Source organism: Candidatus Methanoperedens sp. (assembly GCA_027460535.1).
GTDB lineage: Archaea > Halobacteriota > Methanosarcinia > Methanosarcinales > Methanoperedenaceae > Methanoperedens.
The window spans coordinates 43,204-59,924 of sequence record JAPZAR010000004.1; the positions used below are offsets into that span (position 1 = coordinate 43,204).

Annotated in this window: 13 protein-coding genes and 1 pseudogene; 10 read left to right on the forward strand and 4 right to left on the reverse strand. The window is 36.0% G+C overall.

Annotated elements, in window-relative coordinates:
* Window positions 1-4 precede the first annotated feature (4 nt).
* From O8C65_00430 to O8C65_00440, 3 genes are read left to right on the forward strand one after another with little or no spacing between them, the layout of a single operon-like run.
* Window positions 5-1,060: a radical SAM protein gene (locus O8C65_00430; GenBank protein MCZ7355374.1), complete on the forward strand. Its 1,056-nt coding sequence runs from the start codon at window positions 5-7 to the stop codon at window positions 1,058-1,060.
* Between the two features lie 18 nt (window positions 1,061-1,078).
* A complete protein-coding gene (locus tag O8C65_00435) occupies window positions 1,079-2,086 on the forward strand; it encodes a UbiA family prenyltransferase (GenBank protein MCZ7355375.1) in 1,008 nt (335 codons plus the stop codon).
* Window positions 2,083-2,223 (forward strand): hypothetical protein, encoded by a 141-nt coding sequence (locus tag O8C65_00440; protein MCZ7355376.1) that lies wholly within the window; start codon window positions 2,083-2,085, stop codon window positions 2,221-2,223. Before O8C65_00435 ends, O8C65_00440 begins: the two co-directional genes overlap by 4 nt.
* A gap of 530 nt (window positions 2,224-2,753) precedes the next feature.
* On the opposite strand, the pseudogene O8C65_00445 reads toward O8C65_00440, so the two are convergent.
* Window positions 2,754-3,699: pseudogene (locus tag O8C65_00445) on the reverse strand (IS5 family transposase).
* Between the two features lie 221 nt (window positions 3,700-3,920).
* Between O8C65_00445 and O8C65_00450 the strand changes: the two are divergent.
* The 7 genes from O8C65_00450 (at window position 3,921) to O8C65_00480 (ending at window position 12,709) form a co-directional block, all read left to right on the forward strand.
* Complete coding sequence (locus O8C65_00450) at window positions 3,921-5,306, forward strand: hypothetical protein (protein ID MCZ7355377.1); 1,386 nt, start codon at window positions 3,921-3,923, stop codon at window positions 5,304-5,306.
* Window positions 5,307-5,573: 267 nt separating this feature from the next.
* Complete coding sequence (locus O8C65_00455) at window positions 5,574-5,975, forward strand: hypothetical protein (GenBank protein MCZ7355378.1); 402 nt, start codon at window positions 5,574-5,576, stop codon at window positions 5,973-5,975.
* Window positions 5,976-6,058: 83 nt separating this feature from the next.
* Window positions 6,059-7,984, forward strand: coding sequence for a glycosyltransferase family 39 protein (locus O8C65_00460; GenBank protein MCZ7355379.1), 1,926 nt, complete (start codon window positions 6,059-6,061; stop codon window positions 7,982-7,984).
* A 540-nt stretch (window positions 7,985-8,524) separates the two neighbouring features.
* Window positions 8,525-9,673, forward strand: coding sequence for a terpene cyclase/mutase family protein (locus O8C65_00465; GenBank protein MCZ7355380.1), 1,149 nt, complete (start codon window positions 8,525-8,527; stop codon window positions 9,671-9,673).
* Between the two features lie 371 nt (window positions 9,674-10,044).
* The gene (locus O8C65_00470; protein MCZ7355381.1) at window positions 10,045-10,587 is read left to right on the forward strand and encodes a hypothetical protein; all 543 of its coding nucleotides are present in this window, start codon (window positions 10,045-10,047) and stop codon (window positions 10,585-10,587) included.
* A gap of 173 nt (window positions 10,588-10,760) precedes the next feature.
* Window positions 10,761-11,129, forward strand: a complete 369-nt coding sequence (locus tag O8C65_00475; protein ID MCZ7355382.1) for a hypothetical protein — start codon at window positions 10,761-10,763, stop codon at window positions 11,127-11,129.
* 74 nt (window positions 11,130-11,203) lie between these two features.
* Window positions 11,204-12,709, forward strand: a complete 1,506-nt coding sequence (locus O8C65_00480) for an alkaline phosphatase family protein (GenBank protein ID MCZ7355383.1) — start codon at window positions 11,204-11,206, stop codon at window positions 12,707-12,709.
* 31 nt (window positions 12,710-12,740) lie between these two features.
* Here O8C65_00480 and O8C65_00485 read toward each other — a convergent pair whose 3' ends face one another.
* From O8C65_00485 to O8C65_00495, 3 genes are all read right to left on the reverse strand, one after another.
* Window positions 12,741-14,246 carry a flippase gene (locus O8C65_00485; GenBank protein ID MCZ7355384.1) on the reverse strand — a complete coding sequence of 502 codons (1,506 nt, stop codon included), beginning with the start codon at window positions 14,244-14,246 and terminating at the stop codon, window positions 12,741-12,743.
* A 36-nt stretch (window positions 14,247-14,282) separates the two neighbouring features.
* A complete protein-coding gene (locus O8C65_00490; protein ID MCZ7355385.1) occupies window positions 14,283-14,981 on the reverse strand; it encodes a hypothetical protein in 699 nt (232 codons plus the stop codon).
* A gap of 126 nt (window positions 14,982-15,107) precedes the next feature.
* Window positions 15,108-16,361, reverse strand: a complete 1,254-nt coding sequence (locus O8C65_00495; protein MCZ7355386.1) for a hypothetical protein — start codon at window positions 16,359-16,361, stop codon at window positions 15,108-15,110.
* Window positions 16,362-16,721: the final 360 nt, after the last annotated feature.

Consider the following 16,721-nt stretch of genomic DNA (forward strand, 5'->3'; position numbering starts at 1 on the left):
CGTTATGAATAGTGTAACTTCAAAAATGAGGATTTTTAAAAAAGTTGGCATTAATTATCTTAGTTATAAGATGGGATATCCCAAACCGTTTTTTTGCTTATATGTTTCAACTTTACAGTGTAATCTTAGGTGTAAACATTGTTTTGTGGAATCCCCTCATCAATATGATAAAGAGAAGAAAGAGTATTGGGATAATCTTAGTAAGGATCTCACTACCGAACAGGCTAAATATGCGATTGATCAGCTAGATAAGATTGGTATCTCTGTACTGCATATCACTGGTGGTGAGCCGTTGCTCAGAAAAGATCTTGAGCAGATTGCTTTACATGCAAAAATGAAAGGCATGTACGTTTCCATGGATACCAATGGTACATTGATGACTATAGATAGGGCAAAATCATTAAGTTGTTTTGAGAGAATAGGCATCTCGGTAGACGGGATTGGAGAAACACACGAGATTATAAGGGGCATAAACACATTTGAAAAAACAAAAAATGCAATAAAACTTCTTAAAAAGTATACGAGTTCTATGATAGGGATCGTGTTTACGATTAATAAAATGAATTATAATAATATAGACAGTGTGTTTGAATTTGCTAAAGAACATGGTGATTTCGTCACTTTCCTGCCTATAGATAACATCAAGGAGCTTTCTTTGAATGAAGAAAAAGCAAAAGAAATTGGAGAGAAGATTATTAAATTAAAAAAAGAGAATTATTCTTTCATTGAGAATCCTATGGAATATATCGAACTACTCCCATACTTTCTGCAGGGGATGACAGCGATTGAATGTAATGTTGAGTGTCATCCATCTGCACTTTACTTCGTACTGGGTCCAAGCGGGGATTTAAGCGGGTGTACTTCACTGCATTCATATGTGGGTAATGTTTTAAAAGATGACATTATGGATATGCACAAGCAGGGAATATCAAAAATATCAGATACTCGCAGCAAATGTGGGGGATGCAGTATAACATGTGCCATACAAAACTCTATGTTGTTTAATCAATCCGTTTATAAAGCAATTGTTACTGCTACATCAAAATTTTTAAGAAGTTAATCTTAAAGCAATATAGAGGTGTCAGACATTAAGCTTAAGAAATTCATGGGCTATAGAGGCTGGAAGGTCTGGACTAGCTATGATATGCATATCTGCCTCCTTGCACTTTTTTATGTTTTAATTGTAGATAACCTATTAAGACCATTAGATTCTTTATTTTTGATTTCTTCACTTGGGTTTTATTTCATGTACGGTTTTTTAATAAACGATTTCTGTGATATATCATATGACATTGCAGCAGGCAAAAAAAGGATTATTCAAGGATTACCAAAAGTTGCGTTTATTGGAATAATCCTCAGCGTCGTGCTTATAAGTGCATTGCATTTATTGTATCTAAATAATATTCTATACACAGTAATCTACATAGTTTCGTATTTACTTGCCACTCTTTACTCTGCCTTGCCAATAAGATTTAAAGCAAGAGGTTTTTCCGGGATTATCGTTAACGGTCTCATAGAAAAGGGATTGCCTGTTCTTGCTATATTCTCATATTTCAATCATTTTAAGTTAGATACGCTCATATTCGTGCAGGCTTCGTTTTTAATCGAGGTTGTAGAGATAATAACACACCAAATATTAGATTATGAAGCTGATTTAAATACTGGAGTTCGTACTTATGTCGTTGATGTAGGGAGAGAAAAAGCATTGAAAATATATAACAATTTTATATGCCCCATCTCTGGATCGATTGTAGTATTTATGTCTCTTTTCATATCGATAAATATCCCATATGCAGTTTTTTTTGTCGCGGCCGGCTTCATAGGCTATCCAGTGTTGACCCTATTGATATTAAAAGGTAAGTTAAAAAGAGAAAAAAAGATTATTCCATTATATTTCTCTTGTATGTATTTCTTAATCAACAACATACTCCCTTTGTTTTTTGCGTTCATTCTCAGCCTAAAAAATTCCTTAAACGTAGTTCTTCTCTTGGTGGCGCTTGTTTCCCAATATTATATATTAAAATATAATTTAAACTCTCTTAAGAAAAAAGCTTTAATTCACTTTGAACTTTTTACGGATACATGATGGATGAAATGAAAAAAGATATAATAGTTGTGATTTGTTTATTTTTTTCTGCATTTTTAATACTATCTGCTTGTGTATCTATTGTAACAATGTATGAGGATGAGTACTTATTTTGGGAAGATGCAAATCTGGTATGACCCTTTAATTTACTGATGTTTTAAAATAGGGAAAAGTGAGCATCTCCTCCGAAGACCAAATATGATCAGTTTTTGCCTGCCATCATTGGTGTTCTGAGCATATCTCAGATATATTCTCGGTATCTTATAGGATTCTGAGGTCTTCCCTTCTTTCGAGTTCTATCAGGTGTAATCATTTCACTGTAAAGTTAAAAAGAGCCACTGTATATTGATTATTCCCATCACTTACAAACAAAGGTAACTCCTTCTTTTTATCCAGATACGAATCAATTCCTTCGATCAATTTGTCTGCTGACTCCTAAATTCTGGGGCCAACTACTATACAAAGGAGTTAATCGTGACTCTTTTGCAAAACCTACCCAAATCCATGTTATCTAGAATTACTGTGGAATTCCTTAAGAGGATTTCGATTAACTTGCAATTTTCCCTGAATTTTGAGCATGTTATGAATTTTCATGCTTATCTGCCTACTTATTTCTGTTTTTTTTCTGTATCTTCATATATTTTTTGAATTTGTTAGATAGCTATCGCTATTCAATCACTTGTTTTTTGAAGGTCAAGAGCTGAAATAGGTTGAATCCAAATGATGCAAAAACCATTTTAACAACTACCCTTGCAACGGTCGTAACCATAGTATGCCCTGATTTGAATACATTTTTGATCACTGAGTAAGGTCTTTCTCCAGGTGCCCTTTTCTTGCTGATTCGTCTATTCCGCAGAAATATCTCTGATACCGATAGGATGACCTCTAACGGACCGTCTCATTGTGGCATTATATCACTTTGAAAATGCCGCAAAGTATCCCTTATCTTTGTATGCAACATCTCCAGGTTTTGTTAGATCAATTTGATTGTCATGAACCGATGCAGTCGTAGTTTCAATATCTCTTATGAGACCATAATCGATATCGGACTTTGAGTGAAGTTTAAAACCGAAATACGACTTACTGTTCTTTTTTGTCCATGTTCCATCTCTACTTCTTCGTGTTTTGGCTTCATCTCCCCTTGGTTTATCTGCCTTAGTATGTCCAGGGTCGGATGTAATGAAAGTTGCATCTTGTATTACCCCCTTCTTTACCTTCAGTCCTTTTGAGTCAAGTTGCCTCTGCAATTCGTGCCAGATCTTTTTATCTCTGCCTGTCTTGCTCAATCTTTCCCTAAAAGTCCATACTGTTGAGAAATCAGGAATTGTATCTGGGAAGCCCAAAAACTTACGAAAAGATATCCTATCAGTAATTTGTCTCTCAAGTTCAGGGTCAGAAAGACCATGCCATTCCTGTAAGATCAAGACTTTTATAATCACGATTTCATCGATGTTGGGACGTCCACCTTTCTCGGTTTTATTATCGTAAATATCCGAAACAATAGGTCAGAATGCTTCCCAATCGATCAATTTTTCTATATCTGACAATCTATCTCCCAAACGTTTTACTCGTTCGTACTCTTCTCGAAATGCAAAATCGATAAACGAAGCCATACTAACTAAATATAGTTATTGTATTAAATATTTTGGTAGGTTTCTTAAAATCCATTTAAGTTTGTTTCTAGATTTTCTAATATCGTCTCTAATTAGTTTAACAAATTCTCTAATATATATCCCCTTTAATTATAATTATAATAAGAATCGGTATATATAAATAGTATGCAAGAATTAACCCAACAAAGTCAAGTTAGAGAATAACTAGAATGAAATATATCATGAAAATAAAGCTCTTAATTATAATTGGAATATTGATAATCGGAATAGTTGTTGTTAGTGGATGCATGAAAAAGACTTCTATAACCAATAACTCTGTATCAAAAGTTCCTGGACCAGTTCCTGCAGTTCCTAGTGCACCCGTCAAAAAAGACAAAATCTTGCAGGTTAAAGTAGCTTCTATTTATGAAAGCATAATAGACGGAAACCCAATTGGTCCTAATAGAAGTATTGAAGAAGTCAGTAAGTTGCTCAATGATACTCATACGGACATGGTACACCGGGGATTCTTTAGATGGAACCCTGTGCCTGAATCCCCCCAAAATATATCTCCTGAACTTATCACATATTTTGCCGAGCGCGGAAATATTGCTCCAGAACAGATTCCCCCTCTCATTGAAAAAAGTGGTTATAATTATGAACAACTTAGTAAATCGATAAATGTTATAAAAGAAAAGAATCCGAACATCATATTCGTTGGCGCTATTGCTGCCCAGCGTATCAACAGAATCGAACGGAACGATAAATCTGGCAAAATTTATACTACTAATGAAACATGGGCGATGGCACTTGACCCGCAAAAATGGAACATTAGTTTCAACGGAAAGCCTTTAACAAAGGAACAATTCCAGGAAATGTTTGCCAGAAGTCAGCAATGGATAAAACCTAACGAACAATACGATTGGAGAAAAGAGGATGCCTATTTCCCGGATATAACAAATGCTGAATTTCAAGAGATACTTTTAAGCTGGGCGGAAAAGCAAGTTGATTCCGGCGCAGACGCAATATGGATAGATGGACTACCACAAACTTCACTTTTTTATAAAGTTACAAAGGAAAAAAATAATCCAATGATTAACGATTTATATTCAGCCTCGGAAAAAATTATTGATGGAATTCACAATTACAGGCCTGAAAAAAAAGTGTACGTTGGAGCTTGGGCACTTCCTCTTGGACTTGTTGAAGGTCTCCCTTATCTGCCACCAAGTGTTGATTTTGTCACAATGACCGTTCCAAGCAATGAGATATTGAATCAAGAACTTAATAAAATAGAATGGGCTAATGAAATTACCTATGCTAAAAATATATATAATAATGTACCAATTTTTGTAGTTATGGATTGGGGTGGTGATAATTTGCCATTGTTTGTTTTTAGCCAGAAACTAACAAATGAAGAGAGGAAAAATTTGTTAAAAAATCTTGATGAGGAGTTTGAGAAAATGGGGGTAAATTTTGTATATCCTATTCACGGAGGCTGGATGGGTGAAGGCGCAACAATACTATCATTTGGTAAATGGAAGACGTATGATAGTCTTGCTCCAGAATTTGATACATATGAAATAATCAAGCAACTATCTCTGAATAAATCGATAAATGAAATCGGATAAATTTATCTAACCAAATTCTTTTTGTGTAGTCCCGAAACCTTTGGCTTTATATACCCATCTTCCCGGCATAGGAAAACGAAATAAGGTGGTAAAATTAACCAAGAAGAAGATAAGTTACATTATTCCTGCCAAAACAAAAATGACAGTAACAAAAACATAGCAGCGGACATGAAAATAAGCAGGTCCACTGTCAAGAGGGTATGGACCCACTGGTTAAAACGACAACATGAGCCGATACCTATAAAGAAATTTGGCAGGAAAAAGAAAGTGATAGATGAGGAATCTGAGAAACTAATAATTGAAGTTCAAAAAGAGCAGAAAATGGTTGCAAGAAGAATTGAGAGAATTCTAAAGATCAAGCATGGAAAGAATATTCCTCATAACATGATCCATCAGGTCCTTCTGAAAAACGGATTGGCCAAAGAGAATATGAATAAGAAGAAAAGGCGGAAAGCATGGACCCGCTATGAAAGGAAACACAGTTTAACCGCAGTTCGCCTGGATTGGCACACTGGACAAGTTGTCAAAAAAGAGGTATGCGTAGTCGAGGATGATAGTTCAAGATATATCCTGGCTGGAGGAGAGTTTGGTGCCGCTACAGCCGAGATCAGTATCAACCTTGTGCAGGAAGTTCGAAGAAGAGACTTTCACGAACAAAAGTGTTATTAAGACATTGAAGAAAAACTTTATATTAGTTTCAATAGATGTCATAGAAAAAGTTATGCCGCATACGGAAATATTTGTAGATACATATGAAGATAGAAAAAATTGATTATTTAATAATTATTTGTTTACTTTTAATCTCATTTTTAATTCGAGCCTCAGGTGGGACAAAAGTTCCCATGTATGGAGATGAGTGGATATATTGGACTAATGTAAATAGGATATTAGCAAGTAATTTTGTCCCTCGAGCGGATGTATTTAGTTCTGCTCCACCATTCCTTTCTTATATCGGGGCGTTAGTTACTTTGTTTTTTGGAGGAGATTTGAATGTTGTCAGGGGGATTTCTACGGTTTTTGGAAGTTTAACCGTACCCGCATTATACCTTTTTGGAAATGCAATGTATGATAGAAAGACTGGATTGTTATCAGCCTTATTTCTATGCTTTTCAGCGTATCATATTCTCTATAGTCGCATATTAATGCAAGAAGCACTCTCTCTTTTTTTTATTACTGCATTCTTATATTTTTTTTGGATGAGCCAAAATTCTAGTGGTAGAAAAAGCACAACTTATGCCATTGTTGCAGGAGCAATGCTAGGTTTAGCTATCGATGCTAAATGGATGTCTCTTTTTTTGGTTCCTGCAGCTCTTACATATGTTTTGTGGACGGGTAAGTTTAAATTAAGAGCATTATCGGACAAAAGGTTAGTCCTAATATTTATCTTTGCGTTACTGCTCTTTTTACCGTTACTTATAAGTTTATTTTACACTGGTGTGGACTTTAGTGGGATGACCTACAGTATTTATGAAAAATTTTCAAAGAAATCACCTATAAGCCAACGGGTTTCAAGTAATTCTATATATGAATTATTTGAAAAAGCGATGGATAATATATCTGGCATACTGATGTATGGTTCTGATTTCTTAATTTCACCATGGATAACTAAAGTCTCATTTGTACTTTTCATAATAATTTTTCTTTCTTTCTTTCGTAATTTCTTAAATTTAGAAAAAAAAGGTAGTTTTCTTATAATTAATTTTTTCTATCTAGCCGTAATTGTGCTTTCATCTTCGGCAAATAAACATTATCTATTATATATGTTTCCTTTTTATTTTGTTATGCTTTCTCATGTCTTTTTAAACTCTTTTAAAGATATGAATATTTTGAAAATTGTTATAATTTTACTTACTTCAATAATGTTATTTTCTTCCGTTATTACCAGTGTCACCTCATATAACTGGGATAAAGGGGACTACCAGCCATGGGCAAACGATTTTGCAGATTACATAAAACGAGATATATTTAAGAGTGGTTATGAAGGAAGCGTTCAAATCGCGACGCTAACGTATTTAAAAGAACCTGTAGATCGGGCCTTATACCTTAGCAGTATTAATGCAACTACGATTGAAGCCTTTAAAGCTGCCGATAAATATTCAAGTGAAGCTATGGAAGTAGACTATGAGAAAATCTCTAGTCTAAAGCCAGTTTATTTAGTAGTACCTGAGCCTCAGTATGAATATTATGTCAAAGGAAATTTTAAACTTTTAAAAGATTATGGTGTGGTTTCAAACATCCAGACCTATCCCTTTGGATGTTTCGTTTTAAAAAGGAAAAATATACAACCACAGGGATCGTCAACCGATGGTATAGGGGCGAATATTTCACAAGATATATTAAAATTAAGTGTGCCATCTGTAATGAAGATTGGTAAAACATATACAGCGTCGATTCAGGTGAAGAACACCGGGGACTTCCGCACAAATTTCACTGTTAATTTGTATTCTGATGTATATACAATATTTTTAAATGAATGGCAACGTAAGGTAACTCTTGATAAAGGTTCAATAATTACGCTTAAAATTAAAATAGTCCCTTTTAAAGGGTACGCAGGAAAGCTCACGATAACTGCTGACCTTTACGCTAATGATGAAGAAAATGGAACCTATAAAAAGGTAGACTCATCAACAGATTATATCTATCTTATTGAGAGGCCAATCTTCGACATCATGAACTGAGCGATAGAATTGATGGAATTGAGAAAAGATGCTCTGTCAGTATATGATACGAGTGCACAACTCGGTCTCCCTTTACAAACAATGCAATTTGAGAAATCATTTGCAGATAAGGCGAGGTTTCCGATTCTATGCACATATTACATCCGGTGCATTTTTGATTATCCATCTTTAACGCAGACTTCTCCGTAAGTCTGACCTTTGCTGATGGACTAAATACATTAGCATACAAAAGATTTGGCATTGGTTTCAAACCTGAGTTAGATAAGACCTTCGTATCGCTGACATGCGAGATAAAATGAGACAATAATCCTTTGAATCATTGTGAATTTCATTATGGGAACGATATTGTTCCGGGGGACATGGTTGGGTATTCCCAAAGAGAAATACAGTTAATGTAGATGTAGGTGTATCTATAGTAAGCTTAGTTCAGACTTGATATATTCGATGAATTATATGCTCAATAATTATCCCTTAACAGGTGAAAAGTTTAAAGAAATGGTATTTGTTTAGCTCAGACATAATTCAATAATCAAAAATGGAATGGATATGATTGATCTCTTATGGATTTATAAAAATTATACACTGAAAGATTTTTACAAAATTGCCGCTTCTTGTACAGTATATCGTATTGAGATACTCCGAAGGATGTTTATTCCCAAAAGAGAGACAAAAAAAGAGTTGAATTATGAAGGTATCGAAATCACCATTGAAAGAGGAAGGAAATGGTTAGAAGACCACCAGAGAGCAGACGGCTCGATTGGGGAGATAGAGCCAAGGCAATGGGAGATATGGAATACTGCAAACGCTGCTTTAGCGCTCATACAAATTGGTGGAGATGATGACTGCATTGAGAATGCAATAAATTTCGTTATGGGTGGACAGCTTAATAATGGATCTTTTTCTTTCAATTACGTGCCCAAAAATCTGACAGAAAGCCTGTATTTTAATTGCATTGAGACTGCCAGTGTGGCGTTACTTGCTGCTTATATTAAGAGAAAAAAAGTATCAGAAAATATAAAAAGAGGCGCAGATTTCCTGATAAAAATTCAGAATGGAGATGGCTCATGGGAACTCCCATATATACCAACCAATGCGAAATATCCATCCGTAACCGGATTTGCACTAAAAACACTCCTTTATCTAAAGGTTTGTCCAGAAAAAACTTTTAAAAAGGCACTTTTATTCATTGAATCCGCTCAACTGAGGAATGGTAGCTGGGGAAGAGCCCCAGAATATTACAACACTGAGAGCTATGCTATAAAAAATATCTCTGATGCGTTAATCCTGGCAAAAAATGAAGAACGGCTGATGGGTGAAGAAAAAGAGAGAATCGATTTGATGCTGCAAAGGTGTATCCCCTATGTAGTAAAACGACAAAATTCAGATGGAAGCTGGTCAGCCAGAGGTCCATCCTCAAAATGTATTTCAACAGCGTTATATTTACAAACATTGTTAAATCTTAGTGATAAAAACGATGAAAAGAATATACTGCTAATAAAAGATGCAGTAAGCTTTCTTATGGAAAAACAAGAAAAAGAAGGTTTCTGGAAAGGCGGCAATCTTGGAAGATACAGCGCCGATTTTTTTGCTACTTCTGAGGTTTTAATTGCATTAGATAAAGTATTAAATAAATCAAGAAATGTAAATTTTACAGAGAAGCGCAGCATTGATTCCTGCCGCTCCGGTTAAGGGGATATTCGTGCACTGAAGGTATTTTTTCTACAGTCAAACGAATATTTGGAGAAAACGTGAGAAGTCATAGAATTCGAAATTCGTATAAGGAAGCTAAAATAAAATTCTGGGCATATCAGCAGATAAAAAACATCCAATAGCGGAGCCAGACTATTGGTATAGCGAAAGTTACTCTATTTTTTGTTAATAATGCAACATTGCAAAGGAATAGGAAAAGTATTAAGACCGTGAAATCAAGCGACCGAGCGCACCAACCCCGGTAAGTACAATGGTAGCTCCGGCAAATACAACTGTAGCTTATGGGAATGAAACCATTGGAAAAGGTCTCTCTAACGTTAAAGTAGCTGTTCTCTATGAACGGATGACTGATGGAGCATTATACGGAAGAAAGCAGTGAGGATGTAATTAAATTGCTTAAGCAAACAAAAACTGACCTTATATTTAGAGGATTTTGGAGATGGGATCCTGGCCCTGAATCAAAAACGTCTGCGCAAGCCGAAGTTTCAAAATTAGGTGGAAGCCAGACGGGATTACAGGCAGTTCTAAATTCTGATTATACTTATGAGGACATGAAAGTTGCTATATCAGGAATTAAACAGCAAATGCCGAATACCGTCTTTGTTAGTGCAATACCCGCTCAAAGAATTAGAGGAGTAGAAAAAGATGACCTTACTGGTGAAATCCTGGGCAAAGATAAAACTTATGAAATGGCATTAGATCCTACAAAATGGGGTATTAGTTTAACAAAACAAGATGCTCAAAAACTTGGTAATACTTTGGGATGGAATTCAGGCGATGCATATTATCCTGATATAACAAATCCGAACTATCAACAATTCCTTTTAGATATGGCAAAAAAACAAATAGACTGTGGAGCAGATGCGATTTGGATTGATATGTTGTTCTCATAATCAGGTGCATTAGAATTATTCACCAAGAACCCAAATCACCCATTAGTAAAAGAATCCTTTGAAGCTTCTTCAAAGATAGTCGATGAGACACATGATTATGGGAAATCAAAAGGAAAATATATTTATGTCGGGACGTGGACTGATAGTATAGATTTCTCGTATCCTAAACGAAATTGGATTTTGTAACACTTAGTCCAAAAACAAGTGAAGTAGCAAGTAAAACTTTAAATAAAGCATATTGGAATGACAAAAAGAATAAAATCATCGAAAAATTAGGGAATATTAAAATCTATGTATTTATTGATTGGGCAAACGATGACTCGCCTATAGTTACATTCAGTCAAAAGTTAACTAAATCTGAACAAGGAGTATTCATACAGGATGCAAGTAAGTTTTTCAAAAATGAAGGAATGACATTTGTTCTTCCGCTTCATGGAGGTTTTATGGGTAATAAAGCAAGCATACTCTCGTTTGGTAATTCTAAAGTTTATGACAGCATGGTACCACAATTCGAAACTTTTAACACTATTGAAACTATTTAAGGTAGTAATTAAATATGAACCCGACTATTGATATGAAATCAATTATTTATTAGGAGTTCTTAAAATTGAAAGTATTGGTTATAGGCCTGGATGGTGCAACACTGGATTTGATAAGACCTTGGGCGCGCGAAGGTAAACTGCCAATGTTTCAGAAGTTGATTTCTGAAAGCTGCTGCGGGAATCTGGAAAGCTCAAGGCCACCTATTACAATTCCTGCATGGAATTGTCTTGCAACCGGTAAGAACCCGGGCAGGATAGGCTGCTTTAGCTTTATACAGAAATCTTCCGGAAGTTATGACTTCAGGGTATATTCCAAAACGGTTGATAAAGAGGAAGATATATGGGATATCTTAAGCGACAACGGAAGCAAAGTTTTTATCTTAAACGCACCAAACATTCTTAGCGCATACAGGATCAATGGACATATGGTCGCCGGGAGCCTGTGCACAAATGAAGACAGGTTGACATATCCGAAAGAATTGGGAGAAGAGTTACGTAATTTAAATTATGAAATGGATATGACAGATCCAGATATTTTTGGAAGCCTTAATGATAAAGAATTTTCAAGAAGGCACAAAGAGATAACAGAGAAACATTGCAAAGTCCTTTTTAAATTCCTGGACAAGCCCTGGGACTTTGGTTTTTTTGTATTTACCGAATTGGATAGGGTACAACATCAGTTCTGGGATAAAAAAGACATTCTTTTGAGTCATTATCAAAATATAGATAATAAATTAAGGCAGATAATCAATAAAATTGAAGAGGGAGGTGAAAAGCCCAACATATTCATAGTATCAGATCATGGTTTTGGGCCAAATAAGAAAGCCTTCCTTGTAAATGAATTTCTTATAAATAGAGGTCTCTTAGAGTTAAAAAGAACACCAATCCTCGATATTATCAGGAATCTGGTTTCAATCCTTAGAAAGCCTATCATCTTGAAAATGATTACTCCATTATTGACCATTTCTTTCATAAGACCTCTGTATCGAAATATAACCCGGCAAACCGGAAGAACTCCTATACGCTGGGAAAGAACACAGGCTTTCAGTTATGCTACGTGGGGCACGATTTACATAAATTTGGCCGGCAGGGAGCCGCAGGGGATCGTCAAAGAGGAAGATTATGAAAAATTGAGAGATGAGATTATAGATGGATTGGAAAAGATATCTGTAAAGGCGTACAGAAGAGAAGAAGTGTATAGTGGGAAATATTTGAATCTGGCGCCTGATATCATCCTCGATACAGATGATAATATTAACTCTATAACTTCGAAAGTTGGTTATGGTAGCGAATTTGTTGAATGGCATGGTGGATCGCATAGATTGAATGGAACTTTCATCGTCCGAGGACCGGATATAAAGGAGAACTTTGAAATAAATGCGAAAATAACTGATGTAGCGCCAACGATTTTGCACATGCTCAGTATGCCTGTTCCAAAAGATATGGATGGTAGGATTTTAAAGGAGATTTTTAAAGTCGATTCGCCAATAATGGAAAGGGAGATAAAATATATAGACTCAGATAATAGAGAGATGATTAGAAAAAGAATAGCAGCACTGAAGCGTCTTGACAAGATATAGAAATCAAGTTCTAGCAAAAGTATGAATGTTTTCAAAGAGGGGCTTTTGCATTCTTATTTAAAATTCTTTTCACATCCTGCAGCAAAATCATATCATCTTTATCAAAACTCTTTGTAATGATTAAGCCTGCGACTTGGGCTGTTAAAAACAAAAAGAAGAACATCATTAACATCCAGATAGTTATCGTTGTACTGGTTAGATGTGCCAAGAGGATATAAATAACAGATATGAATATAGTTGATGTTATTAAAACCTTTATAAAATTTAAGGTGAATGGATGTATCTTATTCATCCAGAAAATTTGGGCAGATTTCAACACATTTATTGAGATAAGGGATGTTGAAGATGCTATGGCAGCGCCAGCAATACCCAATGTCGGTATAAGTAAAAAATTCAGAGAGAGATTCACTATCAGACCAATCAAATCATCCAACATATTCAGTTTAGTTTTTGCGGTCACCACCAGCGTTAAGGCATTTGGCCCGGTTATCACCTGAACCAATGCGCCAAGCAAAAGTATTCGAAGCGCATTGCCAGCTTGTTCATAAGAAGAACCAAAAATAATATTTAGCACGGCTTCTGGAAAAAGAAACATAATAAAGAAAAAAGGCAGCGTAACTATCACAACCCATTTTGTCAATACTGCGTAGTTCCGCCTAATATCTTCGACCAGATTTTTTGAATATAACTGCGAAGAGATAGGAACATATATAAAACCTATGGAGGTCAGGAAAATCGGAAGAAGCTGTGCAAAAGGGACAGCGGCATTATATAAGCCAACGATATCTGAAGTCTTAAAATATCCAAGCATCAATGTATCCGCTCTTGTGATTATCACCGTGGAGATAAATGTGACTAGCAACGGTATCGAAAAGCGTAACAATTTTTTCCTTACCACTGCATTATCTTTCAGTTTTATAGATAATTTCTTAATCGCATACCCGGCAAACACCACTGCCACGATCACCGTCGGCAGCAGGTACGCATACATCATTCCCAGGAAACCGAATCCAATAATGAAGGCAAATGCAATACCGGAAACCCTTAGCAGATACATCAGGATGTCTCTGAAAAAAACCTTTTCTTTAATTCTATCGAATCCAATGAAGATATACGACAAAATTTCGATAACCGTGAGAAAAGGAATTGCTATTGCGAACAGCTTTAAGACCATTGACTGCTCAAGATGAAATATTTCTTTTAGAAAGTCCGATGAAAAGAAAACAACCAGAAAGAAAAACAATCCCGCAGCGATAGAAAGCTGCAGAGATGAATACACTATCCCTGCTACCGTTCCATTCTCCCCCTTCCCTCTGAAATATGCAATGCACCGTGTGGCACCTCCCTGCAGTCCCAGACAGGAGACCATAACAAAGATGTTCAGCAGCGCAAATCCTATACTGAATGCGCCGTATTCACCAGGGGTTGCATGCCTGGCAATGATCACCCTGGTGACGAACTCAAAAAAAGTGAAGGCAAGCATCCCCGCAAAAGCGATCGCCGCGCCCTTTGCGATTTTTCCCAGCGATTCGCTCATGATCCCGCCTAATCCCACTCTCTTATAAAATCTGACCTACATTCCGAATTTATGCTTGATCCTTGCCAGTATTTCATTGTTTTTCACATATAATCCATGTATCGTTTTCCTGCCTTCTTCTGACCCCTCGTACCTGTGCAACCATGATGTCAGCGGCAGTGCAAGAATGAACAAAAGCCCGAACATTAGACCGGTTTTCTCAACCTCCAGCTTGTTCAGGAATGAAACCATAATCGCAAGGAAAGTCTGGAACGAGTACAACGTCGCAACAGCCGGAATATTCCACAGCCTGACCATCCCGTGGAATAAGAATGTCAGAACCAGCACCACAAGAAGCCCGCCAGCTAGAAAATCTACTTTAGAAATCCCCACGATTTCAGAGAGAGAAAAAACGTCGCTCGAAATGTACGTATTTAACTGCTCCATATCATTATTTATCATCTCTATTACATTTCCGAACCCGGCTTTGGTAGCATCGCCTATGATTAGCTTTTCAAAAGGTTGATCTATGAGATTGTAGGATGTGACATGTATATCAGATGTTATATTGTCTATTCTGACAAAACTCCCTATTTTCTGCGGTTCTTTTGATAAGATTAACTTTTTTTCCTTTGCACTCTTGCCTTGCAATTTACTGACATCTGTAGTCGGATCTTCTATTAAAATAACATTGAATGATTCTTCTTTATATATCAGAAGATCCTGGATATCATTGGGCAAGGAGCTCATATTCATACTTTGATTTTCTATAACGATGCCCGATTCTCCAGCATTTGAAGCGATTATATAAGGAATTAATAATATTAAATAAGCAAGGATTATTAAAATTGATAATATTTTTTTATTTAGCGGCATTTTTCACTATTTTTTTTCTATTTGGAAACCAACGATAAGGAAAATTCCATAGCTCATCGCTGCAAATATAAATGCATAAAGAATATCATGTAGTGTCTCATCAGATGTTGACAATATCGAATCTTTTTCACTTATTTTAACTATATACAGGTTTGATTTGGAATAATGTTCACCATTTACATCATCATAATTTATTTGTATATTTAATCCGTAATCTCCTGTATCCATATTTGGATCGACATGCACTCCGAAAGATGTGGTTGAAGATTCCTTTGGGCCTGGGTGTATAATCCCTATAAAATTCTGGCTCTGTGTTAATATCTTATCTCCCCCAAATACAGTAACTCTTACATCCTTAATATCATTGGTTCCGGCATTGGCAACATTAACCATCAGAAGTCCATCGCTGCCCTGGTTCAGTGTGGTCGGATCAAGCGTAATATCCTGAATATATACCTCAGATACTTCCTCCACGTTAATCCCTAAGCTACTCTGCTGGGACTGCAATCGATTGGTATAATCTTTATATTCAAGCGTAAAATTGAAATTATACAGGCGGCTGGGCGCCGACTTATCTATCTGTAGATTAAATAAAGCCTCAGCACTATGATCCGGTTCCAATACAGAAATATACTGCTCAGTACTAGCCCCAATGCTTGAGAATGGCATCTGCGTATCAAGAACAGCCCTTATCTGGTTGAGTTTACTATTCCCTATATTTTTTAATGCAACCTTGAGTTTAAACGTATCCCCAGGCTTGATATGCTCCGGAATCGTAGTAATGTTCACAGTATCGATCTTAATAACTTCCGGGTTTTCAGCTACTTTGATACCGACATAAAGATCTTCCTGGCGTTTTACTGTTCCATCTGCAACCGTTGACCAGATAACGGTGAGAGGGATATAATATGTGCCTTTTGCAACAGTGTCTTTGATATATATCTCGTATTGAATCGTAAAGTTCTGGTTCCCGCGAATTTCATTGCCAACAAATTTCTGCAATTCATGCGTAATTTTTATTGGATCTGCCTTATCTTTATCAATTGCGGTCGAGACGCCGAATGCAGAATAATTGTAAATATTCTGCATAGTTATATTGATTGTTTTGATATCTGATGGGTAAAACTCAACAGGCGAGACGCTTGTAATCACAAACTGATGGTATTGAGCAAGTTCAACTTCGCCTGGATCAGATAGACCACTGGCTAGCTGGATACCAAGAAATATTAAGATACCCACACAAATATTTCTACATCTCATGAGTCCGTGGCAAATAGGCATCCTATTGTAAAAAGCTTTCTGCTCAGTTCTTAGAATTTTAAGAAATTTGTATTATTAAATTAGAGTTGCAAATGGCATGTGACAATAATATTTTTCTATCATTTTAATTATTTATTATGATGATGGTAAACACCACAGCCTTTATAATATGGTAGATGCTATGAGAACAATTGGTGGCGATAATGGTAGTTAAAATGGTTGCTCGATAAACTTTATTTCATATTCCATTAACCAATTGGGAGAACTTGCGGTGGATGCAGATGAATCAGAGTCACGTAGTTGACATGCTGACAAATAGGGAGGTGAAATCTGAGATAAAAGCCTAAGCTTTGAGCGCAG